This window comes from bacterium, assembly GCA_024228115.1.
Classification (GTDB): Bacteria; Myxococcota_A; UBA9160; order UBA9160; family UBA6930.
In genome coordinates, this window is the sequence record JAAETT010000413.1 from 1 (window position 1) to 22,894 (window position 22,894).

The following is a 22,894-nucleotide window of genomic DNA, read 5'->3' on the forward strand; positions in this document are numbered from 1 at the left end:
AAGCACACTCCGCATTCGCGCCACGGAATGGGCATCGACCACCCAAAACGAGATCCGTCAGCGTCAATCGCCGCGCGGCACGCTGAAACATTGGAAAGCCAGCTTCTCAGCCAACTTTCGTGCATAGTTCAGGCTAGGCGCGACGGCCGGAGGTTCAGGCCTTCGTCCGGCGAACGGCCTCTTGGATGCTTCCGGAAGCCGCAGCGAGGGAGGTGCGGGCGGTGGGTTCGTCGACGCTCGCGAGGCTCATGACGATGCGCACGGCCCGGTGTTGGAGCTTGCGAGATCCGGGGTTGAGGTTGGCCATCAGGTTGCCCTCGACGCGGCCCAGGCGAACCATGACGGTGGTGGACAGCAAGTGGAGGACCATCTTCTGGGCCAGGCCGCCCTTCATGCGGGTCGAACCTGCGATGACCTCGGGGCCGACGACGGGAACGATCGGCACCTCCGCTGCCTGAGCCAGAGGGGAAGCCGGATCGCAGGTGATGGCGATACGGCGTGCCCCACATTGCTTCGCGGCTTCCAGGCCACCGAGCGCGAACGGCGTGCGCCCGCTTGCGGAGAGTGCCACGACGGCATCTCCCGGCATCAGTTCCAGATCCGCGAGGGCGCACATCGCATCTTCGGCGACGTCTTCGGCACCCTCGATGGCCCGCACGAGCGCGGACTCGCCGCCGGCCATCACTCCCTGGACGCGCTCCGCCGGGTAGCCGAATGTCGGGGGAATCTCGGAGGCATCGAGCACTCCGATTCGCCCGCTGGTCCCGGCGCCGATGTTGAACCAACGTCCGCCGCCGGTCAGCACGAGCACCAGGACGTCCACGGCGCGCTCGATTGCGGGAAGCACGCGGCCCACCGCCGCCACCGCATGCACATCCTGGCCATGGATCGCCTCCAGGACTTGCCGGGTCGTGCGCCGGTCGAGATCGCGAGTCTCTTCGAGGATCGCCTCGGTCAACAGCTCATCTTTGGGCTGGGATCCGGCCATGGCACCCTTTCGGCAGGAACACAGCCCCGGCTGAGTCGCGTAGACTCGCACCGGTGAGCTTCCGCGTCGCCGCGAAAACCCTGGAACGCCTCGAATGGGCCGAGTTGCTGGAGCGACTTGCGCGTCACTTGCGCACGCCCCAAAGCCGCGAACAGCTCGAGGAGACGCCCGAATCGCTCTTCGAGGCCACGGCAGCGGGTGCCGCGGCACGCCTTCGTGAAACCGGCCAGGCCCTGGGCATCCTTCAGGAGGGCGACGCGCCTCCCTTGGCCGGCGTGGGCGAGCTCGACCCACTGCTCCAGCGGCTCACCCGCGGCGGCGTCCTGCAGGGCGAGGAACTGATCGCGCTGCGCTCGACCCTCGATGCCACCCACCAGACGGCACGCTTCCTCCAGCAGCGCGCGCAGAGCGCTCCCGCGTTGGCCGAAATCGGCGAGCTGCTGGTCGCGTGGGAGGCGCTCGCAGAAGAGATCGATCGCGCGCTCGAGAGCGACGGCCAGGTGCGAGATTCCGCATCTTCCGAACTCGCCACGGCTCGCCGTGAGGTCCGCTCGATCTCCGGGACGGCGCAGGAGAAGATCGAAAGCATGCTTCGGCGGCCCGAGCTGCGCGCCGAGCTTCAAGACAACTACTTCACCGTGCGCAGCGATCGCTTCGTACTGCCGGTCAAGGCGGAGGCGCGCTCGCGAGTCCCGGGCATCGTGCACGACGCCTCGGCCACCGGAACGACCGTCTTCATCGAGCCCCAGGCCCTGGTCGATCTGAACAACCGGCTGAAGCAAGCCGAACTCACCGTCCTTCGCGAAACCCACCGCGTCTTGCAGCAGCTCTCGAGCTCCGCGGCGGCAGCTTGCGACGACGTCGCTTCCAACCTCCAACTGCTCGCGCAGATCGATCTCGCCTTCGCGCGTGCGTACCTGGCCCGGGAGCACGATGCCGTAGAGCCGATCCTCGACGAGAATGGAAACTTCGATCTACCCCTCCTGCGGCATCCCTTGCTTCCAGCAGACGAAGCGATCCCGAATGATGTGCGCCTTGGCGGCGACCAGCACGTGCTGGTGATCTCGGGTGCGAATGCCGGCGGCAAGACGGTGACGATGAAAGCCATCGCGCTGGCCGCGCTCCTTGCCCGGGCCGGTCTGTTCATTCCTGCAGGCCCAGGTGCGCGCATCGGCGCGGTGGATGAGGTGCTCGCAGATATCGGCGACGAGCAGGACATCCGTCAGAGCCTCTCCACATTCTCGGCCCATATGGCCAATCTCTCGCGAATCGTCGAGGAGGCGGGCTCTCGAAGCCTCGTCGTGCTGGACGAGATCGGCGTCGGCACGGATCCGAGCGAAGGCGCAGCGCTGGCCCAGGCGGTACTCGAGCAACTCGCCGAGGCGGGCGCCCGAGTCGTCACCACCACCCACTACAACCTGCTCAAGGAGATGGCGAACGTCGACGACCGCTTCGAGAACGCCTGCGTCGAATTCGATGAACAGACGCTTGCACCCACCTACCGCCTCAAACTCGGCACCCCAGGTAGCTCGTCGGCCACCGCGGTCGCATCGCGAATGGGGATGCCAAACGAAGTTCTCGAACGGGCCAACCATCTCCTCGACCGGGAAGATCGGCGTCTGGACAAGATGCTCGCCGAACTCTCGAACCACCGCGCCTCCCTGGAGCGCGAGCGCGCCGAGGCTACCCGCCTGCGCGCGGAGGGCGAGAGCGAACGTGCCCGCTACCAGGAGAAGCTCGAGCGGCTTCAGGAGCGGCGGGATCAGCTCTTCGACTCGATGCGAAGCGAACTCGACGAAGCCTTCCGACAGGCCCACGGAGAGGTCGCGGGGGTGATCCGCGATCTGCAGCGAGGCGGTTCATCCCAGGAAGCAGCGCGGGCCAGACAGCGACTTCTCGAACTGGAGGAGAAAGCGCGCGCGCATGAAGCCGACCAGCGCGAGCGAGCGCCGGAAGCGCCGCGGCGCCACGTCGATTGGAACAGGGCCCGCCCGGGCGATCCGGTCCGGATGCCGGGCGGCCGGGCGGGAACACTCCAGACCCTGCCCGACCGGCGCGGCCGGGTGACGGTGCAGGCCGGCAGTGCTCGTCTCACCTTGCGTGCCGACCAGGTCGAGCCCGCCACGGCCGATGCGCTGCCGAAGAAGCAAGCGCCCCGCATTCACGCCGATCCCCCGGCCCCCGGCAGCGTGTCACGCCTCGACGTGCGCGGCCTGCGCGTGGATGAAGCCCTCAGCCGGGTCGAAGAAGGCCTCGACCACGCCGCTCGCCGAGGTGCCCCCAATCTCGACATCCTGCATGGAATCGGGAGCGGAGCGCTGCGCGGTGCGATCCGTGAACATCTTGCACGGCTCGGTCATGTTGCGCATTTCCATGCGGCCGATCCGGAAGAAGGCGGCGAGGGCGTCACCCGGGCGCATCTGGATGGCTAGGCCTCAACCCCTTGGAAAGATGAACATGCCGGTGTTCGCTCGTGTCGTCCGCGGAATCGTCGCCGTATTGTTTGCGCTCAGCTGCGATGCCAGCCAGAGCGCTGATGCCCGCCAGAAACTTGGGGACCGCCGCTACAGCGTCGTCATCGATGCGCCCGTCGGGCTTTCGACCGGAAACCCAGGAGCGCTGGTTCTCGAAGCGCGACCGGAAGCCGGGCACAAGCTCAGCATCGATTTCCCGTCCCGCCTCGAGCTCTCCTCGTCTTCCGGTCTCGACCTGCCCGCGAAGCTCGACCGTGAAGCCGCGAGTGACCTCCGCGAGCAGGGCATTCGCTACTCCGCGCCGATCCAGGCGACGCAACCGGGCAAGCAGACGATCGAGGGAAGGCTCCGAGTCGGCGTCTGTACCGGCGATCTCTGCGAACCCGTCGAAGTGCCTTTCGAAGTGGAGCTTCTCGTCACCGCCGGATCATGAACGTCGGCGACGGCGCGCGGCCCAGAGGACGACCGGCAACACTTCGAGTCCGAGCAGACCGCAGGTCCGATGTGGGGAAACCGTGAACTCGAGCGTCAGGTTCGGCGGACTACGACTCCAGGTCGCGACCGAGCCGTCCGGGTAATCCACGCGAACCATCCGGACACTGCTGACACCGGTTCCCAGACCGAAATGCAACACGCGTTCACTCTGGGCGAGAAAATGTGCGTCGGCTCCGACGACGCGGATCTGCGGTGTCTCCGCGAGATCATGCGTCCACACGTAGACCCGCGTGCCGTGGATCGCGATCCCAGGCCGGCCCCGAACGTCGACCCGCAGCCACGAATTCCCTACGGCCGGGGTGTCATTCCGATAGAGCGATGGCGTGCCAGCGTTGTTCACGACGAACAGATCCAGATCCCCGTCTCCATCGTAGTCGAAGGTGAGCAGCCCCTTTCCGGAGCCGGTGTCGCTGATCCCCGAGATGGCCGACACCTCGGACATCCCGCCGCTGCCATCGTTCTCCCACAGGCGCATCGGGTCGGAAACCCACGCGTCATCGACATGGGTTCCGGGGAAATCCACGCCATTCGTCATCACCAGGTCGAGATCGCCATCCAGATCCGCGTCGAAAAAGGCCGTTCCCCAGCCCCAGAAGCCAGCTCGGACGCCTGCCGCATCGGTGGCATCCGAAAAACTCCGCGAGCCGTCGTAGCGATAGAGCCGGTTGCCCGAGTAGCCCCAGTTGCAGTTCTGGGTCTCACAGGTCTGGGCCGGATCGTGAATCGACGTGACGAACCAGTCGAGGTCACCATCTCCATCGTAGTCGCCAAAAGCAGAGCCCATGCCGTTCTCATCGCCGCCGACCCCGGCGGCTCCCGTCCCATCCGTGAAGGTGCCGTCCCCGTCGTTCCAATACAGGCGACTCGTTCCGAAATCCCCCGCGATCACCAGATCCTGCCGGCGGTCGTTATCGAGATCGACGAAGGTAGAGGCAAAGCCGCGGATCAATGAATCGTCGACACCGGCTGCCGCAGTGACATCGTCGAAATAGCCGGGCTGAGCGGCTCCGCGATTCAAGAAGAGCCCCTGATGAGGCGCGCCGACCAACCAGTCCGTGACGTGCACGTCGAGATAGCCGTCGTGGTCGTAGTCGCCGAGGGCCACGCTTTGTCCGGCGCGCTCGTTGGTGGCGAGATCTGCGAGACCCCGCAGCACGGCCTCTTCGCTGAACACGCCCTGGCCGTCGTTCACGAAGAGGTAGTTCCGGTTGTTGGCGGGATCCGATGCCTCTCCGACGACCGTGAGGATCAAGTCCTCGTCCCCATCGCCGTCGACGTCGCCAAAGGCCGCACCGTTGGTTTGGGCGACGAAGCCCGAGAATCCAGCGCTCATACTGCCATCCGTGAAGGTGCCGTCGCCCTGGTTCACGAACAGGATGTCCGACGCATCGAGCCGGGTGACGAAGAGATCGACGTCACCGTCACCATCCACGTCGGCGGCCGCAGCACCGCCTGTCATCCGCTCGATGCCGCAGAGTATCGTGAAGAAACAGTTTGGCTCAGGAACGGGAACGTGCTGGGTGTAGACGACGCCGGCGTCGAAGCTCACTTCCGTGAAGGCCATCTGGCTCCATGCAGCATGAGCCGGGAACAGGGCGGCGAGCCACAGGAAGGGCAGATGGCGGAGCGAAGGCATGTTCAACAGGAACCCCGGATTCAGCTTCCTCGTAGAACCCGCTGGGCCTACGAATACGCCATCATTCAACGCCGGCTTGCCCAACGTCAAGCCTCCAATCGACCCCCGGCTGAATCGTTGAAAAGAGAGGCCTCCCGGAGAATCCAAGTGCGTCCGGCTTGGAGAACGCTCTTGCCCCTGGAGCCGGGAGTTCTCGTTTTCCCTTGTAGGCTTGGGCGGGTTGTTGCCGCCTTGGGAAACGGACCGTCTAACGAGCAAGCCCAAACGCGCCCGCCAATTCGTCTGCCGCCCGACCGCCGCTCACGACCGCGCCTTCTGCCGTGGGTGCGATCTGGTAATCCCCGGCAAACACCAGGCGCCGACCCTGCGCGAGACGATCGGCCGAAACATCTCGAAGCCGGGCCAGTTCCCTGTAGCGACCTACATCGAATCGGGGAAACGCGCGTTCATGACGCAACACGCGGCTGAAATGCATGGCGGCCGGCGCACCGGGCAACAGCCTGCCGAGCGAGCCTGCAAGCGTCTTGGTCACGACATCGTCCGGAGCATCGAAGTGGGCAGCACTCCACTCGGCACTCGCCATGAGGACGGCCCGTTCGCAACCCTCGGGAGCGGCGCTGCTCCGCCCTCCGCCCGGCTCGACGGCCATGCTCACGACCGGGCGTTGCTCGTCCTGACGGAAACGATAGCGAGAAGCCTTCCCTGCGAAGCTGCCCTCGAGCCCCGCCACCAATACGAGGGCGGGCAGGGATCGAGAGGCCTCGAAGATGCGTCGCTCGGCGTCGACTAGCAAGGAGCCAGCCAGGGAAACGACGGTTTCGCCTGGCGTTGCCAGCACGACGCCATCCGACTCCATGCTGTGCTCCACGCCGTCGTGCTCGAACTCGACTCTAAAGCCCCTGCCTGCGGCTTCGATGCTACGCACCCGGGCGGCGAAACGATCCGATTCCTGCGTCAAGCGGTTCGCCAACTCCCTGAACGAGCCGCGAAGGACACCCACGGGAGCCTCGTTTCGCGAAAGATGGTGAAGGATGAAGAGGAGCCGGCTCGTCTCGTTCGGATCTGCCAGGGTGTCACCAAGCATCAGGGGCGCGGCCCAATGCTCGAGTGCGCTGGAACCGAAATACAGACGCACGAAATCGGCCACGCTGCGGTCATCGAGGCGAGCCGCCCGCAGCGGATCAGAGGGATCCAGCAACGTCTCGAACTTCTTCAACAGCCGCGGCAGACGGCGCAGGCGCAGGGCGTCCCGCCAACGCACGCCGGGAGTGCGAGCGATGCCGAGCGTGCGCGCCGGATCGATCGCGACGGCCTGGTTGCCACTCACCTGGAGAAGACGCTCCGGGCGCAAGGGCAGCATCTCGCCGCTCAGGCCCGCCTCCGCCACCAGGGCCGCGAGGCACGCGTCGCGGGCGGAAACCGCGTGGGCGCCGGCGTCCCAGCGGTAGCCCGCGTGCTCGCCGCCAGCAGCCCGGCCTCCGGGCCCTGGGGCCGCCTCAAGTAGCGTGACCTCACAACCGCGCGCGCGAAGGCTGCTGGCCGCCATCAGACCGGCCAGGCCTCCTCCAACTACGACGACGCTGGGGCGCACGGCTCCTCCCTGCGGCCCCCCGGGGGCACAGCCCGAGAAGCAAGCGCGGGTTATAGCAGGCCCCGCGAACCGGGTCCGGGGCCGGGCCGTACTAGCCCGAGACTGTGGAAGCCATTGCTCCCTGGATCGCGAACGGCGGCCAGGGGTTCTCGCAAATTCAACGAACACGGCCCCCGGCTTTGATACCGTCGGCCGCGGTGAGGTCAGACGAAGACCTGATGGTACGGGTCCAAGCAGGCGACGAGGCTGCCCTCGAGACACTGATGGGCCGTTTCAAGGGGCCGCTATTCGGCTTCCTGAACCGGCGCGTCGGGGCCTCGGCGGCAGATGACCTCTTCCAGGAGTCCTGGATCCGGGTCGTGAAGGCGCGGGACCGCTTCGACCCCCGGCGCCGCTTCTCGACCTGGCTCTTCCAGATCGCCAACAACCTTTGCCGGGATCGCGGGCGCCACCTGCTGGTGGAAGCTCGTCACCGTGATCGGGTCCTCGGCGAGGCGTCGGCCGCGCCCGCCCCGCGGCCGGCCACCCCCGCACTGACCGATCGCATGGACATGGCCCGGCATCTGGCGGCACTCCCCGATCCCCTGCGCGAGGTCCTCGTGCTTCGCTACTACCAGGATCTCTCCGAGCGCGAGATCGCAGAGGTCCTGGGGATCCCGCGAGGAACGGTGAAGAGCCGAGCCCATGCGGCCGTGAAGGCCTTGCGCCAGCAGGTCGAGCGGATCGAGCAACTCGACCAGGTCGATGGAACGGCCGAGGAGACCGGGGATGCATGAACCGCCGAACGAGTTGGAAGCTGCCCTGGGAGATCTCGCTCCGATCCTTGCGCGCGACACCTTGCCCGAGCCCAGCGATGCGCTGGTCGCTGCGACCCTCGAACGAGCCTCGGCACTGCTGCGCACGCCCGTCCAGGCGCCATCCCACACCGAGATTCAAGTGGGCTTCAAGCGGGAGCTGGCGAAGTTGCTCGCCGCAGCCGCCGTGCCCCTCGCGCTCGTACTCGCCTGGAACGCCTTCGTACTTCTTCGACTTCCGGAGTTTCTCGGTACGTGGCTTCCCGAATCCCTGGCCTGGGCACTCCCGGCCGCCTACGTACTCAGCGCAGCCGGCTGGCTCGCGCTCGTCTTTGGCAGCCTTCCGGTGGTCGCTCATCGGCGCGCATGGCTGCGTCACCAAGAGGCCCTGTCATGAATAGCAACAAGCTGTGTCCCTACTGCGCCGAAGAGGTGCGCTCCGAAGCCATCAAGTGCAAGCATTGCGGCTCGTTCCTGCGGGCCCGGAGTTCCACGTCCGAGTGGTTTCGCACCGCCGATGATCGCATGGTCGCCGGCGTCTGTAGCGGCCTGGCCATCCAGTTCGGCTTGCCGACCGCCATCGTGCGCCTGGCGTTCGTGCTGATGAGCCTCTTCATGGGCGGCGTCGGCATCGTGATCTACGCGGTCCTGTGGTTCGTGATGCCGCTCGACGATTGGGCCGACGACGTCGAACTCGCCCGCAGCCAACGGTTCAGCGATCCGCCGTAGGCAGAAACGCCCCTACGAATGCGACCCTCCGGCTCTATGCTGTGGGTTCGCTCCGTGCGCGTGATATTAGTTCCGATCATCTTGCAAGCCCAATGAATTGACGCCAGCTGTTGGGTTACGGATCGTACCTGGCCATCAGGCTGCTATCCGCCCAGATCGGGATCGAGCGCGTGGCGTGCCAGGTTCCCGCGGAGCGAGTTGGGGATAGATTTCACCGAGGCATGGCTTCCCCGCGATCCCGCAGACAATCGCCCCGTTCCCGTCTCCTGTTTCCCTCCTCGCTGCATTCGCGTGGCCCTTGCTTGGCTGCGACAGAGGGACAGAAGAGCGATCGCCGCCGCCAAGCGGGTCCGCTCCGATGGCCTCCGTGCCTCCAGGTCAGGGCCACGCGCGAATGGTCGAACGCCTCGCCGCCATCGCGTCTCGCGCGTCGGACGAGAGCCCGATCGTCGGCAACCGCCGTCTCCGCGAGACCCGGGCGAGAGTCGCGGCTCTTGCCCCGGACACGCCCGCCACGCAGCGCCTCGCGGTGAACCTAGAGCCGGCCCACCTGAAGATGTGGGAGGGGAATCCGGAAGCTTCGATTGCGCGAATCAAAGACGCGCTCGCCTCGGCTCGGCGGCTCCCGCCGAACGAAGGACGGCTCCGGCGCACCGAACTGCTCTTTTGGCTCGGGGAGGCCCACCTCCTCCTCGGTGAGCAGCGCAACTGCCTGGCGGATCATACGGCCGAGAGCTGTATCCTCCCCGTGCGAGGCTCGGGTGCCTTGGAGCAATTTCGAGCTACTCAACCCGGAAACGTGCCGCCCTGCTGCGTCTCAAAGCGCGCCGCTATTTCACGTACCCGAGTGCGCGGAGAGCACGCGCTGCCTCCGGGTCGAGTGCTGGCGCATCGCCGCTCCGCGGCGACAGCAGCCCGGACTCTGCAGCGATTCGTTCGGCCTCCTCCTCGAGGCGTCGCAGGACGTCTTTCTCCACAGAAGCGAGATTCGAGTGTTCGAACGGGTCCCAACTCAGGTCGTAGAGTTCGTTCGGGTAGCGCTCGAACCAGATCAGTTTGTAGGGAAAGCGAATGAGCGACAACATGTCGCCGAACGTGCGGTCGGTAGGCCCGCAGCCTGCACGCATCTCGTCGGGTATCTGCCCGAATCGTGCATCCGCCGCCGCGGGCCAGTCGATGCGATCCCTGTCGCTGTAGCCGGCCAGGAGGGCACGCTCCGGAACGGGCGTATCTGGCCGGGTGGGGAGCGCTCGGCCCGAAAGTTCCGGCGGAACCGGTGCCCCCGCCCACTCGAGGATGGAAGGCGCCACGTCGGTTAGGTCCACCGGTTGAGGAATCTCGGCGGGTGCTAGGTCCGGCAGGCCATGCACCACCAGCGGAATGTGCAGCAGGAGGTGCCCCACGCTGAACTGATGAACCAGTAGACGTTTTTCACCGAAATGCTCGCCGTGGTCGGAGACGACCACGGTGACGAGCCGCTCTGTGAGTCTTGCCCTGCGCAGCACGTCGAGCACGGCGCCAAGCTTGGCATCAGCGGCTCGGACGTCACCGCGGTAGAGACCCTCCATGATGGCGAGCTCCCGGGGCGATGGCAGCCGATCACAGATGCGGAAGGGCGATTGCCGCACCGCTCGTGCCTCCGCGATGGTTGCTCCTGGAGGCAAGTGCGGGTTCTCGCCCCTGATCCGGTAGGGAAGATGGGCGTCGAACACGTTCACGAAGAGGAAGAAGGGACGGTCGACATCCCGTGAGCGAGTCCAGGATGCGACGGTACGCACCAGATCGAGCGCGGCGGCTCCCGCATCATTGCCCGCGCGCGCCGCCGAAAAACGCTCGAAGCCCTGGCTCATATTGAAGAGGTCACTGATCAGGGGGTTCTCCGAGAGACCCACGGTTTGGTAGCCGACGTCTCGAAGTCGCTCAGCCAACGTCACAAGCGAGGCGTCAGCAGTCACACGCCCGCGAATGCCGACGCCGTGCTGGTCGAGCCGCAGACCCGTAAAGAGGCTCGCGTGGGATGGGAGCGTCCACGGCGCCGAAGCGAAGGCATTGCTGTAGAGCAGGCCCTCCCGTGCCAGGGTGTCCAGATGCGGCGTCGCGCCGGCGGGTCCGCCAAGGCTCGAGACCGCATCGCTGCGTACCGTGTCGAGTACCACGAGCAAGATGTCGGGACGGAGATCCTCACGCGGCGCATTGCACCCCAAGAGGAACAGGAGCGTCCCGACCAGCCACGCGCGCCGACTCAATCGAGGTAGCCCAGTGCCCGCAGGCGCATCTCGAGGCCCGGGCTGATCGGTTTCAGTTCGCCCGTACCCGGCGCCTGCGCTCGTTCCCTCTCCAGATACGCGTCTGCGATGGCCTCGAACTCGTGCAGAAGCCGTGGATCGACATCGGCTAGTGGCTGTGATTCCGTCGGATCGTCGAGAAGCGAGTAGACGCGTACACCCTCAGCGCTGCGGATCCACTTGTGGGTGCGCGTCCGGATGGCGATACCTGGGCCATCGCTCTGTTCGGAGATGGCGACAGCGGAACCCGAGTCCGGGTCAGCACTGAGCAGCGGAAGCAGGCTCTCGCCGTCCAGCCGATCCCCACCCTCGAGATTCAGATAGTCCAATATGGTCGGCACCACGTCGATCATCTCCACCTGCCGCGTTACGCGGCGTGGCGCGATGGTGCCACGCGGGAACTTCATGATCAGCGGAACGCGGATCATCTCGTCGAAGAAGGTCTGCCCATGCTGCCAGCCCCCGTGATCGAAGAACTCCTCCCCGTGGTCGCTCACCAGGATCACCAGCGCCTCGTCGTAGACCCCGCGGGTGCGGAGCATCTGGAAAATGCGGCCCAGCGTTTCGTCGACGTAGCGGATCTCGCCATCGTATCGGGCGGTCAAGTGCTCGCGTTCGCGAGATGATGCCTGGAAGCCGTCGGTTGCACGGTGCACGAACGCGCGATTGAAGCGTTCGCCGACCGTTCCCCGGTAGCCTGCGTCGAAGAGCCGTACGGCAGGATCAGGTGGCGCGTAGGGCGCGTGGGTTTCGAAGCTGTGGATCAAGAGGAAGTTGTTTCGGGGGACCCAGAGGTCGAACCACTGGCGGAATCTCCGCATGAGATCGGCCACCAGTGAATAAGAGTGAGCGCGCTGCCCGCGATGCTCCGAGTAACTGTCGAAACCGTGATGGAAACCGAAACGATGGGACATGAAGGCACCGTCCGTGATCGCCTTTGTGAAGTACCCGCTGCCACGCAACAGGGTTGCAAGCGTCGGAATGCTCCGATCGAGCTGGTGTCCGGGTCCACGGACGCCATGGGACACGGGGTAGCGACCGGTGAGGATCGACATCTGTGAGGGCAGCGTCCAGGGTGCCTGGGCGATGGCAGTCTCGAATACCACGCTTTCCTCCGCAAAGGCCCGGATCACGGGCGAAGTCGGGCGGTCGTAGCCGTAGGCCTCGAGGTGATCGGCGCGGAGTGTATCGATGTCCACCAGAACGACCGGCGTACGCTCGATCTTTGCGGAGTAGAGAATGGGGGCAGCGAACGCACCGAGGTCGAAGCCTGGCTCAGGGTCGCTGGTCGAGAGGATCAGCTCGACAGTCTTCCCAGACAGCGCCGCAAGATCGACGTCGAGGTCATGCCAGCGGCGGGAGGTTGCCCCATCCCTCGGTGAGAGCCGTTGCGAGTGAAGCACCAGTGCCTCGCCGTCCGGCAGGCCCGCGGAGATCGTGAATGTCACGCCATCCGACTCGAACCAGCCTTCTTCCAGGACACCGATGCCTACGTTCAGACGGCCGTCCGGCGGGACGACCAGGGTGAAGGTGTAGGCTGCCGGCGCTGGTGCGAACAGCGCCGGGCGGACGTCACCATCGATTTCGATTTCGCGCAGCGCAAAACCCATCGGATCGAGCCCGGATTCGGCAAACTCCAGGCTTGCGAGATAGTCACGCGCGACCGGGTAGCGCACGCGGTAGGTGACCTCCGGTGGGGCGTCGAGGCCCGCCGGCCGGCGGAACAATACAAATCCTTCGCGAACCGGGATCCATGTATCGATCGCATCCGGCCGATCCGGGTCGCGGCGTGGGAGAGCCTCAGCCGCGACCTCGTCATAGACCCCGATCTCTCGGCTTCGCGCACCCGCCTTCCCGCCCATCACGATCAGGTTGAGATCTGTCTCGTGCTGGACATCGAGAGGAAAACGCGTCCGGCAGAGCCACGAATCGAACGGTGAGCCCCGATAGCCTGCGAAATGCGTGCAGCCGCGATCTAGCAGCTCGCCTTCGATTCGAAAGTCCGCGGCCTGCAGCTCCTGGCGAATCTCCGCGGGAAGGCTCCGCGCCGGAATCTCCCAGCCGATCGAATCGACCGCATCGAGCAAGTGGACGGTGGTACCGGCAAGTGGCTCACGGGCCGGCGGGCGGGAAGCGCCGGAGGGATCGCCAGCGCCGCAAGCGATCACGGCCGCACAGGCAAGCGCCACCTGTACCGCCCGCGAGGCAGCCCTTGCTGTCCGGTGCATCCTTCGAGTTCCGAACGGTTCCACGGTAGCCTCGCCGGAAGACCGTTACCCCACTGCCTGAACTGCTGCAAATGCAGGCTTTCATTGTCCAGCAGAGGTACTCGATGTGTTGCGGAGCTTCTTCTTTCTACTGGCTTCTCCGCCAGTGCGTCAATCATCGTTCGAGGGGTACCGCAAGCGGACCTTGCACTCCCGCCACGCCCTCGAAGGGATGCTCGATGCGCTGACAGATCTCCCCGCGGCAGATCCCGAAGACGATCTTCCCCGAGACACGCCCTGGGCGATCTGCTGCGCGGTCCAGAGGCGCCTCGAAGCGCACGAGATGCTCGTCGATTCCCTCGGGCGTCCACGAGGAAGACTCCCTCTCTTCGAACCTCAGGTCGAGCCGGTACGGAAAGTCCAAGCTCAGCTTCCACGGCTCCGTTGAACGAACCCGGGCCTCCAACACTCCCTGCTCGCCGTCTCCGCCCGCCGGAGTGGCGCGGACATTCACCCGGTAGCGCCGCTCCGAGTGGCTGTAGAGCGATGAGAAGGCCGTGACTGAATCATCAGCCGGGGGCGATGGTTCGGCTCCGCAGGCAACCAGGACGCCCGCGACCGAGGCCCGAACAAGGGCCAGGAAGCGAGACCCGTCCCTCACCTCGCCAGCTTCTTTGCGGGCACACCCGCCACCGTGATGTCTGGCTCCAGGATGTCCTTCACCACGCAGCTCGAAGCCCCCGTCACCACCCCCCGTGCGATCGTCACCCCGTTGCGGATGACCGTACCCGCGCCGAGCAGGACGTCTTCTCCCAGCCTCACGTCGCCGGAGACGCGACAGCCCGGGAAACAGGTCGTGTAGTCGCCCACCACGTCGTGGTGGCCGATCGTGGTGTCGAGGACCGCCACGTAGTCGCCGATGGTGGCGTGTGTGGTGAGCTGTGAATGGGCGACGATCTGCCCACCCCGGCCGATGTGGCAGTCTCCGCGCACGATGGCGCGGGGATGGATGAGGGTTGGCGCGGGCTCGAGGCCGCTGGCCAGTGCCTTCTTCACCATGATGCGTTTGGCGGGAGGCTCTGCCACCGCGACGATGAATTGTCGAAATCCATTCTGCTCGCCACCGGCGTCGAGGTGAGAGAAGTTCCAGTCCTTCACCACCGGCACCACGTCGTCGGCGATCCGGACCTCGGTCGCCTCACCGACGTCGTCGACGAAGCACAAGGCCACATCCGGGAAGGTGTCCTTGACGAACCAGTAGGTCTCCCGTGCGGAGCCGCCGGCACCCAGGATCACGAGACTCTTCATGGCTTCCTCCTCATCGGGTGCGAACTTCGCGGATGATGTAGGCCGGGTGGCCCTGGAGAATGAGATACCCGCGGATCACGTACTCGCCCACTGCGCACAGGACGCCGACGATGATCAGCAGGCAGAACACCAGCACGTTCAGAATGAGCCCGTTGGTCACGGTCGAGAGCACGGGAGTCGATACCACCAGGCTGGCCAGCACACGCAGCACCAACAGCAACCCCACCAGGAAGCAAGCTGCGCTCAGGATCTGGAAGGGCCGCTGGGAGAGGTTCACGAGGTTCTCCATGTTGTAGGCGAAGAGACGGGAGAAGCTCCAGCCCGATCTGCCGTAGGGCCGTGGATGGTGGGAGACGGGGACCTCCGTGATTCGTCCCGCGGCAGCGACCACGTGGGGCGGCTTGAGCGGCCGGCTGGGACCAGGCTGGAAGGCGCGGATGAGCCGGCCGTCGAGGATCTTGAAGGTGCAGCCAAAGTCGCGCAGGTCGGTCTTCGACATCGCGCGCATGATCACGTTGGCCAGCCGTGAAGGGATGGTGCGGAGGCGTGAATCCTGGCGCGCCACCCGGTAGCCCGTCACGAGGTCGAAGCCCTTGTCGAACTCCGCAATGAGTCCGGGTAGATCCTCGGGATCGAGCTGCAGGTCGCTGTCCAGCAGGATGATGCTGTGGCCCCGGGCATGGGCGCAGCCAGCCGTGATCGCCACGGCCTGGCCCACGTTCTTCATCAGGTCGATCACCATGTGGACATGCTCGTCCTGCTCGAAGATCGCTTCCAGGCAATCGAGGGTCCCGTCCCCGCTGCCATCGTTGACGAAGACGATCTCGTAGCTGCGGCCGAGCTCCTGGAGTGTCGCGCTGAGCCGCGCGTGGAACTCCCGGATGCTCCGTTCCTCCCAATAGCAGGTGGTGACGACGGTGAACTCGGGGGCAGCGGTGGGAGCATCCATGGCAGGTGTTCTACTCTACACCGACCCCCGTGGGGCACTCAAGCGGTTCCACCCACCGGGGTGGAACCAAGCTCCCCGAACCCGTGACGGGCTCCCTGCCCTCGCGAGCAACCGGATGAACCCTCCTTCCTAGATGTAAGATGACTTCTTCCCCCCGGGTTCCGAGGAGCCTCGAGCCATGAGCGTCCACGTCACACGCAGTCTGGTACCCCCGCTGGATGCCTTTCTCGAGCGCCTCAAACCCATCTGGGAGGAGGCGCGTTTCACCAACGACGGCCCTCAGGTACGGGAGCTGGAGCAGCTCGTTGCGCGGGAGCTGGAGAGTCCCCACGGCATCGCCGTAGCCAACGGCACTCTCGCCCTGCAGCTCGCGAGCGCCGCGCTCGGCCTCGAGGGCGAGGTGATCACCACACCCCTGTCCTTCGTGGCCACGGCGTCGAGCCTGGTATGGATGGGGCTCACCCCCGTCTTCGCGGACGTGCATCCGACCACATGGACACTCGACCCGGAGCGTTGTGCCGAGAAGATCACGCCGCGTACCCGCGCCATCCTCGCCACACACGTGTATGGCTTCCCCTGCGATGTGGATTCTCTCGCAGCCCTGGCGCGCGAGAAGAACCTGAAGCTGATCTTCGATGCCTCCCACACCTTTGGTTGCCGCTATCGGGGGCGCCCCCTGGCCAGCTATGGGGACATCGCGACCCTGAGCCTCCACGCCACCAAGATCTTCCACAGCGCCGAAGGAGGATTCGTCTGCACGGCAGATCCGGACACCGCCCACCGGGTTCGCGTGCAGCGCAATTTTGGCTTCGATGGTCTCGAATCCTTCGCCGTGCCGGGAATCAACGCCAAGTTGTCCGAGCTGCACGCAGCCCTGGCACTCTGCATCCTGCCGTACGTGGAGGCTGCCATCGGGGAGCGCCGGATACGATTCGAGGCCTACCTGGAAGCCCTGCATGCGGTCGCCGATCGCGTGGAGCTGCCGCACATTCCCGACGACCTGGAGTACAACTACGCCTACTTCCCGCTCCTTTTCGAGAACGAGGAGGCGCTGCGCCGCGCCTGGCTCGCCCTGGTGGCAATGGACGTGTACCCACGGCGCTACTTCAATCCTCCCCTGAACAGCATCCCCTACATGGGTCGAGACCAGGCGCCGGTGGCCGAGGCGTTGAGTCCGCGACTCCTGTGCCTGCCTCTCCACGACGGCCTGCCGCTCGACGACGTGGAGCGAATCGCCGCAGCGCTGGTGGAGAGCCTGACCTAGAAGACTGCAACGACTCAGTCATCCAACCGGTCGCTGATATGGCCCATCACGGCAGAGTTGGCCACGACCCGCGGCGAGGCGAGATAGACCTGCCCGCTCGGATCACCGCTGCGCCCGCGGAAGTTCCGACTCGTGGCATAGACGCCGTTCTCGTTCGCCGGGAGAGTGCCGCGACCGGCATTGATGCAGGCACCGCACCCCGGTTTGAGAAGCGTCGCCCCCGCCTCTTCGAATACCCGCAGGTAGCCACATCGTTCGGCTTCCCGGCGCACCTCCTGGGAGGCGGGGACCACGAACAGGTTCACACCGGACGCGACGCGACGACCCTCGAGCACCGCGGCAGCTTCGGCGAGATCGTGGAGCTTGCCGCCGGTGCAGGATCCAATGAAGGCCCGCGTGATGGGAACGTGTCCGAGCTGAGTCACGCTCGTAACCTGATCCGGGCTTGGAGGACATGCCACCTGGGGCTCGAGAATCCGGAGATCGATTTCGATGCTGTCCTCCGACTCGGCATCCGGATCGCCCTCCAGTGCCGGCCAGCCCTGTGGAGCGCGCGCCTGGAGCCAGCTGCGGGTCACCGCATCGGGCTCCATCAGACCGCAAACGGCACCGCACTCGACCGCCATGTTTGCCAGCGTCATGCGCTCTTCCATCGGCAGCGAATCGAGGCCCGGCCCACGGAACTCGAGCACCTTGCCGGAAGCACCGTCACAGCCCAGCTGCCCTAACAGGAAGAGGGCCAGGTCCTTGGCGCCGCAGCCCTCGGGCAGCTGCCCCCGGAGCTCGACGCGCAGCGTCGGAGGCACGCGCACCCAGACGTCCCCCATGGCCAGCAGGTTCGCCATGTCCGTTGTGCCGACGCCAAAGGAAAAGCAACCGAACGCGCCGTAGGTGCAGGTGTGCGAGTCCGTGCCGGCGATCACCATGCCGGGAGCAACGAGGCCCTGCTCGGGAAGGAGCACATGACAGATTCCGGCAGCCTCGCCCTCTGCGACCACGTCGAAGAGCTGGCAGCCCTGCTCCCGCGCGAAGTCGACCATTTCCCGGTGGAGCTTCAGCGCCGCTTCATCTTTGCGAACGTCGTTCACCTGGATGAAATGGTCCGCCACGAACACCACCTGGGACGGGCTCCGGACCCGTGCTTCCGGGCCGAAGGCAGCGTGGAATTGCCGTGCCACGGGACCCGCCACGGCATCGTGGGACATGGCCAGATCGACGCCCACGAAGACCGTTTCGCCCGGTGCGACGAAGCAGTTTCCCGAGGCACGAGCCAGAATCTTCTCGGCCAGCGTCATGGGACGGGGTCCGGTTCCGTTGGCAGCCAGGAACTCGCCACCGGTGCGCCGGCTCTGGTTGAAGGCCGTCAGTCCACCCGCCCCGACGATCGCGGCCACGAGTGGTGTGGCCTCCCCCTGTTCTGTGGTCTTCAGAGGCAAGCCGATGTTCACGCTGTTGCGAAAGAAGATCTCGGCGAACGATCGGGCTCGCACGCGCTCGATCCCCGCGCTCTTCAACGCAAGGGGCGCGTGCTCGCGGCTCGAGCCGCAGCCGAAGTTACGACCTGCCTCGATCTCGTCGTAGCCTGCCGCCAGGGCGCCTTCCCCCAGCAGGTGCTCGAACGCGAAACGGGCGAGATGCTCAGGGTCCGCGCTCGTGCAGCGACGGGCAGGAATGATGTCGTCGGTGTTGACGTCGTCCCCCAACTCGAGGACGCGTCCCTTAGACATGGCTGGCACCGCCGCTCGCCAGGGCCGCGATGACCCGATCCGCCATCCCTTCGCAGGACACGCGTTTCCCACTGGAAGCGGGCCCCAGGTCCGGCGTGCGATAGCCCTGCTCGAGCACTCGACGCCAAGCCTGCTCGATACGGGCCGCGAGGGGATCTTCTTCCCACTGACGCAGCATCAACACCAGCGAGCCCAGGGCGCCCAGCGGGTTGGCAATGCCCTGCCCGGCGATCTCCGGCGCCGTTCCATGAATCGGCTCGTAGAGGCCAAGCCCCTGTTCGTTCAGGCTCGCCGAGGCGAGCAGGCCGATGGAGCCCACCAGCGCACCACCGATGCTGCTCAGCCAATCTCCCATCATGTTGCCCGCAAGAATCACGTCGAACTGCCCGGGATCCACGACGAGCTGCATGGCGAGGTTGTCCACCAGCAGGTTCTCGACCTCCACTCCGGGAAAGCCAGCCGCCTCCTCGCTCACCAGAGCGCACCAGGGGATGTGCGGCAGCGCATTCTCCTTGTGGGCCACCGTGAGCCTTCCGCTGCGGCGCGACGCGTGCTCGAGAGCCACCCGCGCGATGCGCCGGATCTGCGCGTCGTAGTAGAGCATGGTGTGGTAGCCGTAGCTCCCTCGTTCGTCCTCGCCGCGCGATCCCGGGCCGAAATGAATTCCGCTCGTGAGCTCCCGAACGAAGAGAATGTCCAATCCGTGGGTCTTTTCGGGCTTCAGGCTCGAGGCATCGAGTAGACAGTCGATCGAGCGCACGGGCCGCAGGTTGGCAAAGAAGTCGAAGTGACTGCGCAGCTCCAACAAGCCCCCGCGCTCCACCGCTCCGAGCAGGATGCCGTCCGAAGCGCTGCACACACGGGCCGTCTGGGCGGGGAAGTAGCTGCCGTGGCGTTCCCGAGCAGGGATGCCGAAATCGGCCTCCGCCACGCTGATCTCGACGCCTTCGGCACGGGCCGCATGCTCGAGGACACGCCGGGCCGCCGAGGTCACCTCGGGACCGATTCCTTCGCCGGGCAGGACAACGAGTCGGTAGGGCCCGCCCATCAGGTCACCTCGTCGATCAGCGACCCCTCCTCGACGAGGGCCAGCACCTCCGCGGGCGAGAAGCAACGTGCCTCCGCCACCGCACGGCTCTTCAGCGCCGCTGCCATTCGCTCGTACTCCGCCCGGGGGCGCGGCTGTCCGAGGATCTTCTCGAAGAGGTACTCGAAGTTGCTGGTGCCACTCATCTTTCCGAACCAGATTTCGGGCTCGACGCCCTCGAAGATGCAATAGCTGCGCGGATCACGGAGCAGAGAATGAACGTGGATTCCCGATTCGTGGCGCTGGGCTGCTGCAGAAAAGGGAGGGGCTGGCCGCAGGCCGAGCTGATCCAGTTGGGCGATGACATCCGGGATGGCGTCGTAGTCGATTCCTTCAACCTCGATTCCGTGACGGACCCGGAGGGCATCGAGCACCTGTTCCAGGGCCACGTTTCCGGCACGCTCACCGATCCCGCCGAAGGTACCCGACACCATGGTGGCCCCGGCCAGCACCGCCTGGAGTGTGTTCTCCAGCGCCAGACCCTGATCGTTGTGGAAATGAACCGCCAGGGGGCCGGCGCCTCTAGAGGAGAGCAGCTCGCGGATCCAGGAGCCCGCGCGCTCCGGTCGCAAGGTGCCCACCGTGTCGCAGAGCATGAAGTGTCCCAGGTACGGACCGAAGGCGCGAGTACACTGGCGCAGGAACCCCGGGTCCGCACGGCTCGCGTCCTCTGCCGCGAAGTCGACACGAAGATCGATTCCCTTGCTAGTCGCGTAGCGCAGGCTCTCCAGCACCCGGGCGATCACTCCCTCCCGCAAACGCTCGATCACCACGTCCGGAACACCGTCATCGATGGTCCTGCCCGCGAAGGCCGGGTCGTCTCTCAACTCCGCGTCGCGCAGGAACATGAGCCGGTCCGAGAGCGCATAGAAGAGGATGATTCGCCCCGCGCCGCTGGCCTTGGCCTGGTCGACGCTAGGCTTGCCGAGCATGGTGGCCGGGGTGAGGCGGTCGCCCAGTCCCTCCTTCACCAGTGTGGCGGCCAGGGCCGCCTCGCTCGCATCCACCGCGGGCATCACGTCGATCTGGTGCACGCCGGTCCGCGCGATCCCGCGCGCCAACTGGAGCTTGGCCCCGGGCGGGAAGGAGATGCCCGCCTGTTGCTCACCGTCGCGCAGCGTCTCGTCGAAGATCTTCAGGCGCCGGACTTCCATACCTCTCGTCGGGCCTTCCCGTGGCGAATTTTCCCTGCGAATTCAGGGCCCTGCAGAATACCCGGGAAGGGGCACGCAAGGCAAACAGCGTGTCATGGCAGGTGCGAGGGTCAGAGCGTCTCCCCCCGCCCGGTCCCCGATCCGACCGCAACGAATCCCGGCGCACCGCTGCCCATCCAACTCGATGTGGTCTCCCGTATCGTTTCCCGGCGCTCCGTCGTTCTATATCATCGAGTCCCGTGGACGAGGGCCAGAGGTGTTCTTGCTCAACACAACAGGAACGCGATGAACCTCTTCGGACTCCTCGTGCTGGCCTTCGTATCCTTCCTGATCGGATGTGGGCCGGAGCAGCGCGACGATGCGACGCCTGTCCAACCGGCTCGCCCCGCCGTCCCCGAGGCGAAGTGGCAGGAGATGCTCGACTCTGAGGCGCTGCTCGATGCCCTGGGACCGAGCTTCCGTTCCTTGGCGCGCTCCGTCGAGAACCTCCGCGTCCCGGATGCGCAGAGCGTCGGGCTCTTCGATCTGCTGGTCGAGACCGCGGACCTTCCAGCCGATTCCCTGCAGACGGGGACCCCGCGCTCCGAAACTCTTCCACGAGAAGTGCTCGAGGGCAAAGCCGGAGCTTTGACACCGCCCCGGGCTCCTTCGGACCTCGACCTGTTGAGACCCCTGCTCGACCGGGTCACCAGGTTCGAGCGCGTGGGTCTTGGTACGAAGCGGGGTCGCTTCGTCGACCCGGAACGCCGGATCTTCGAGACGGACCTGCAGCTGAAGGGGTTTGCCCACCTCCATTCACAGACCGTGGCCTCTGTCTCCGGCCGTATTCAGCTGCGCTGGAAGAGACGAAACGATGCGGAGCTTCTCGATGCCAACTCGTGGCGCATCGCGTCCTGGCGCACGAAGAAGCTGAAGCTCCATCGAGCGCCCCGACGACTGTTCCAGGAGGTTCTCGCGCACGCACTTCCCGAAGAGGACACACTGCGCCGAGCCCGACACTCGGAGCACGAGAGGTTGGTCGCCCGCTACCTGAAGGACCCTGAGGGCTTCCAGGCCCCGACTCCCCACTTTCACCTTGCCTCCCACGATCGTCATCCAGGAATCGCCGTGATCGACATCGATGGTGATGGGGACGACGACATCTATGTGATGGTGCGCTGGGGACCGAACCAGCTGCTGGTAAACGACGGGAACGGCCACTTCGAAGAGCGGGCGGCCGAGGTCGGCCTCGACATCGAAGACCACTCTGCCGCCGCCGTCTTCGCCGACTTCGACAACGACGGCGACCCCGACGTCTTCGTGGGCCGCACCCTGGCGCCGAGCGTCTACCTGGAGAACGTCGAGGGGCGCTTCGTGGAGCGCGCTGATGGCATGAGCGGCGGCCCCATGCCGAATCTGGTCGCCTCGCTCTCAGCCGTCGACTACAACGGCGACGGCCTGCTCGACATCTACGCCTCCACCTATGCCGCCAACATCATCGTCAAGCAGTACAAGACGAGACGAATCAGGGCCTCCCGTGGAGCGGGGGCGGCACCGGATTTACTCCTCGAGGAGTTCCTGCCCGAAAGAGATGCAAAGCGTCTGCTGGAGCTGTCCGCCTCCGCCGGTTCCCACGAGTACCTCCTCCTTCCCGGCCCGCCCAACCTCCTGCTCACGAACCAGGGTGGAGGTCGCTTCTCCCACGATCCCCAGAACGCTCCGCTCCGCCTGTTCTCCAACACCTATCAGGCCACCTGGTCCGACTTCGACCGGGACGGTGATCCGGACGTCTATCTGGCCCATGATTTCTCGCCCAACCAGTTCTTTCGCAACGAACTCGCCGGGAAGTTCACGGACATCACCGAGGAGACGGGAACCGCCGATATCGGCTTCGGCATGGGTGTCGGCTGGGGCGACTACGACAACGACGGCAGGCAGGATCTCTACGTCACCAACATGTACAGCAAGGCTGGAAACCGCATCACCGAGTTCTTCGGCGAGGCCGATCCACGCTTCCGAAAGATGGCCCACGGGAACAGCCTGTTCCGCAACACCGGGGAACGCTTCGAGCTCGTCTCGGGGAAGGGCGGGCTCGAAGTCGAGATCGCGGGCTGGTCCTGGGGCGGACAGTTCGCCGACTTCGACAACGACGGTTTCCTCGACCTGTACGCACTGAGCGGCTACTACACGACCCCGCCCGAGGTGGAGTCGGTCGCGGACATCTGAA

Annotated in this window: 19 protein-coding genes; 7 read left to right on the plus strand and 12 right to left on the minus strand. The window is 65.7% G+C overall.

From position 1 onward, the window contains the following. Positions 1-154: 154 nt before the first annotated feature. Positions 155-988 (minus strand): N-acetylmuramic acid 6-phosphate etherase, encoded by an 834-nt coding sequence (locus tag GY937_17590; protein MCP5058518.1) that lies wholly within the window; start codon positions 986-988, stop codon positions 155-157. A gap of 53 nt (positions 989-1,041) precedes the next feature. On the opposite strand from GY937_17590, the gene GY937_17595 reads away from it, so the two are divergent. Together GY937_17595 and GY937_17600 are read left to right on the plus strand one after the other, a co-directional pair. Beyond that, the gene (locus tag GY937_17595) at positions 1,042-3,420 is read left to right on the plus strand and encodes an endonuclease MutS2 (protein ID MCP5058519.1); all 2,379 of its coding nucleotides are present in this window, start codon (positions 1,042-1,044) and stop codon (positions 3,418-3,420) included. A gap of 25 nt (positions 3,421-3,445) precedes the next feature. After that, positions 3,446-3,895: a hypothetical protein gene (locus tag GY937_17600; GenBank protein ID MCP5058520.1), complete on the plus strand. Its 450-nt coding sequence runs from the start codon at positions 3,446-3,448 to the stop codon at positions 3,893-3,895. Here the strand turns inward: GY937_17600 and GY937_17605 are convergent. Both GY937_17605 and GY937_17610 read right to left on the minus strand, forming a co-directional pair. Beyond that, positions 3,890-5,677, minus strand: coding sequence for a CRTAC1 family protein (locus tag GY937_17605; GenBank protein MCP5058521.1), 1,788 nt, complete (start codon positions 5,675-5,677; stop codon positions 3,890-3,892). The genes GY937_17600 and GY937_17605 overlap by 6 nt on opposite strands. A 163-nt stretch (positions 5,678-5,840) precedes the next feature. Next, positions 5,841-7,184 carry an FAD-dependent oxidoreductase gene (locus GY937_17610; GenBank protein ID MCP5058522.1) on the minus strand — a complete coding sequence of 448 codons (1,344 nt, stop codon included), beginning with the start codon at positions 7,182-7,184 and terminating at the stop codon, positions 5,841-5,843. Between the two features lie 197 nt (positions 7,185-7,381). Here GY937_17610 and GY937_17615 point away from each other — a divergent pair, with 197 nt between their 5' ends. Genes GY937_17615 through GY937_17625 form a run of 3 tightly spaced genes read left to right on the plus strand, consistent with a single transcriptional unit; the run spans position 7,382 to position 8,707 of the window. Further along, a complete protein-coding gene (locus GY937_17615) occupies positions 7,382-7,960 on the plus strand; it encodes a sigma-70 family RNA polymerase sigma factor (protein ID MCP5058523.1) in 579 nt (192 codons plus the stop codon). Next, entirely contained in the window at positions 7,953-8,375 is a 423-nt protein-coding gene (locus GY937_17620) for a hypothetical protein (GenBank protein MCP5058524.1), read from the plus strand. Before GY937_17615 ends, GY937_17620 begins: the two co-directional genes overlap by 8 nt. Next, positions 8,372-8,707 carry a PspC domain-containing protein gene (locus GY937_17625; GenBank protein ID MCP5058525.1) on the plus strand — a complete coding sequence of 112 codons (336 nt, stop codon included), beginning with the start codon at positions 8,372-8,374 and terminating at the stop codon, positions 8,705-8,707. Before GY937_17620 ends, GY937_17625 begins: the two co-directional genes overlap by 4 nt. A 535-nt stretch (positions 8,708-9,242) precedes the next feature. On the opposite strand, the gene GY937_17630 is transcribed toward GY937_17625, so the two are convergent. The 6 genes from GY937_17630 to GY937_17655 form a co-directional block, all read right to left on the minus strand. After that, positions 9,243-9,431, minus strand: a complete 189-nt coding sequence (locus tag GY937_17630; GenBank protein ID MCP5058526.1) for a hypothetical protein — start codon at positions 9,429-9,431, stop codon at positions 9,243-9,245. A 106-nt stretch (positions 9,432-9,537) separates the two neighbouring features. Continuing rightward, the gene (locus tag GY937_17635) at positions 9,538-10,953 is read right to left on the minus strand and encodes a sulfatase (GenBank protein MCP5058527.1); all 1,416 of its coding nucleotides are present in this window, start codon (positions 10,951-10,953) and stop codon (positions 9,538-9,540) included. Continuing rightward, the gene (locus GY937_17640; protein ID MCP5058528.1) at positions 10,950-13,220 is read right to left on the minus strand and encodes a sulfatase; all 2,271 of its coding nucleotides are present in this window, start codon (positions 13,218-13,220) and stop codon (positions 10,950-10,952) included. Before GY937_17640 ends, GY937_17635 begins: the two co-directional genes overlap by 4 nt. A 154-nt stretch (positions 13,221-13,374) precedes the next feature. Beyond that, positions 13,375-13,860, minus strand: a complete 486-nt coding sequence (locus tag GY937_17645; GenBank protein MCP5058529.1) for a hypothetical protein — start codon at positions 13,858-13,860, stop codon at positions 13,375-13,377. Then, entirely contained in the window at positions 13,857-14,507 is a 651-nt protein-coding gene (locus GY937_17650) for a hypothetical protein (GenBank protein ID MCP5058530.1), read from the minus strand. Before GY937_17650 ends, GY937_17645 begins: the two co-directional genes overlap by 4 nt. A gap of 10 nt (positions 14,508-14,517) precedes the next feature. After that, complete coding sequence (locus tag GY937_17655) at positions 14,518-15,456, minus strand: glycosyltransferase family 2 protein (GenBank protein ID MCP5058531.1); 939 nt, start codon at positions 15,454-15,456, stop codon at positions 14,518-14,520. Between the two features lie 178 nt (positions 15,457-15,634). On the opposite strand from GY937_17655, the gene GY937_17660 reads away from it, so the two are divergent. Further along, positions 15,635-16,720, plus strand: a complete 1,086-nt coding sequence (locus GY937_17660) for a DegT/DnrJ/EryC1/StrS family aminotransferase (protein ID MCP5058532.1) — start codon at positions 15,635-15,637, stop codon at positions 16,718-16,720. Between the two features lie 14 nt (positions 16,721-16,734). On the opposite strand, the gene GY937_17665 is transcribed toward GY937_17660, so the two are convergent. Genes GY937_17665 through GY937_17675 form a run of 3 tightly spaced genes read right to left on the minus strand, consistent with a single transcriptional unit; the run spans position 16,735 to position 20,688 of the window. After that, positions 16,735-18,447, minus strand: coding sequence for a homoaconitate hydratase family protein (locus tag GY937_17665; protein MCP5058533.1), 1,713 nt, complete (start codon positions 18,445-18,447; stop codon positions 16,735-16,737). Further along, the gene (locus GY937_17670) at positions 18,440-19,495 is read right to left on the minus strand and encodes a 3-isopropylmalate dehydrogenase (protein MCP5058534.1); all 1,056 of its coding nucleotides are present in this window, start codon (positions 19,493-19,495) and stop codon (positions 18,440-18,442) included. The genes GY937_17665 and GY937_17670 overlap by 8 nt, the downstream gene beginning before the upstream one ends. Next, complete coding sequence (locus GY937_17675; protein MCP5058535.1) at positions 19,495-20,688, minus strand: 2-isopropylmalate synthase; 1,194 nt, start codon at positions 20,686-20,688, stop codon at positions 19,495-19,497. The genes GY937_17670 and GY937_17675 overlap by 1 nt, the downstream gene beginning before the upstream one ends. Positions 20,689-20,973: 285 nt before the next feature. Here GY937_17675 and GY937_17680 point away from each other — a divergent pair, with 285 nt between their 5' ends. Continuing rightward, positions 20,974-22,893, plus strand: a complete 1,920-nt coding sequence (locus GY937_17680; protein ID MCP5058536.1) for a VCBS repeat-containing protein — start codon at positions 20,974-20,976, stop codon at positions 22,891-22,893. The last annotated feature ends 1 nt before the right edge of the window (position 22,894 follow it).

What these genes read in the sequence shown, in the direction of transcription:
- GY937_17600 (MCP5058520.1), top strand. Translation starts at nt 3,446, where the DNA reads ATGCCGGTGTTCGCTCGTGTCGTCCGCGGAATCGTCGCCGTATTGTTT.
- GY937_17660 (MCP5058532.1), top strand. Translation starts at nt 15,635, where the DNA reads ATGAGCGTCCACGTCACACGCAGTCTGGTACCCCCGCTGGATGCCTTT.
- GY937_17620 (MCP5058524.1), top strand. Translation starts at nt 7,953, where the DNA reads ATGCATGAACCGCCGAACGAGTTGGAAGCTGCCCTGGGAGATCTCGCT.
- GY937_17650 (MCP5058530.1), bottom strand. Translation starts at nt 14,507, where the DNA reads ATGAAGAGTCTCGTGATCCTGGGTGCCGGCGGCTCCGCACGGGAGACC.
- GY937_17680 (MCP5058536.1), top strand. Translation starts at nt 20,974, where the DNA reads ATGAACCTCTTCGGACTCCTCGTGCTGGCCTTCGTATCCTTCCTGATC.
- GY937_17665 (MCP5058533.1), bottom strand. Translation starts at nt 18,447, where the DNA reads ATGTCTAAGGGACGCGTCCTCGAGTTGGGGGACGACGTCAACACCGAC.
- GY937_17655 (MCP5058531.1), bottom strand. Translation starts at nt 15,456, where the DNA reads ATGGATGCTCCCACCGCTGCCCCCGAGTTCACCGTCGTCACCACCTGC.
- GY937_17625 (MCP5058525.1), top strand. Translation starts at nt 8,372, where the DNA reads ATGAATAGCAACAAGCTGTGTCCCTACTGCGCCGAAGAGGTGCGCTCC.
- GY937_17640 (MCP5058528.1), bottom strand. Translation starts at nt 13,220, where the DNA reads ATGCACCGGACAGCAAGGGCTGCCTCGCGGGCGGTACAGGTGGCGCTT.
- GY937_17630 (MCP5058526.1), bottom strand. Translation starts at nt 9,431, where the DNA reads ATGATCCGCCAGGCAGTTGCGCTGCTCACCGAGGAGGAGGTGGGCCTC.
- GY937_17670 (MCP5058534.1), bottom strand. Translation starts at nt 19,495, where the DNA reads ATGGGCGGGCCCTACCGACTCGTTGTCCTGCCCGGCGAAGGAATCGGT.
- GY937_17590 (MCP5058518.1), bottom strand. Translation starts at nt 988, where the DNA reads ATGGCCGGATCCCAGCCCAAAGATGAGCTGTTGACCGAGGCGATCCTC.
- GY937_17675 (MCP5058535.1), bottom strand. Translation starts at nt 20,688, where the DNA reads ATGGAAGTCCGGCGCCTGAAGATCTTCGACGAGACGCTGCGCGACGGT.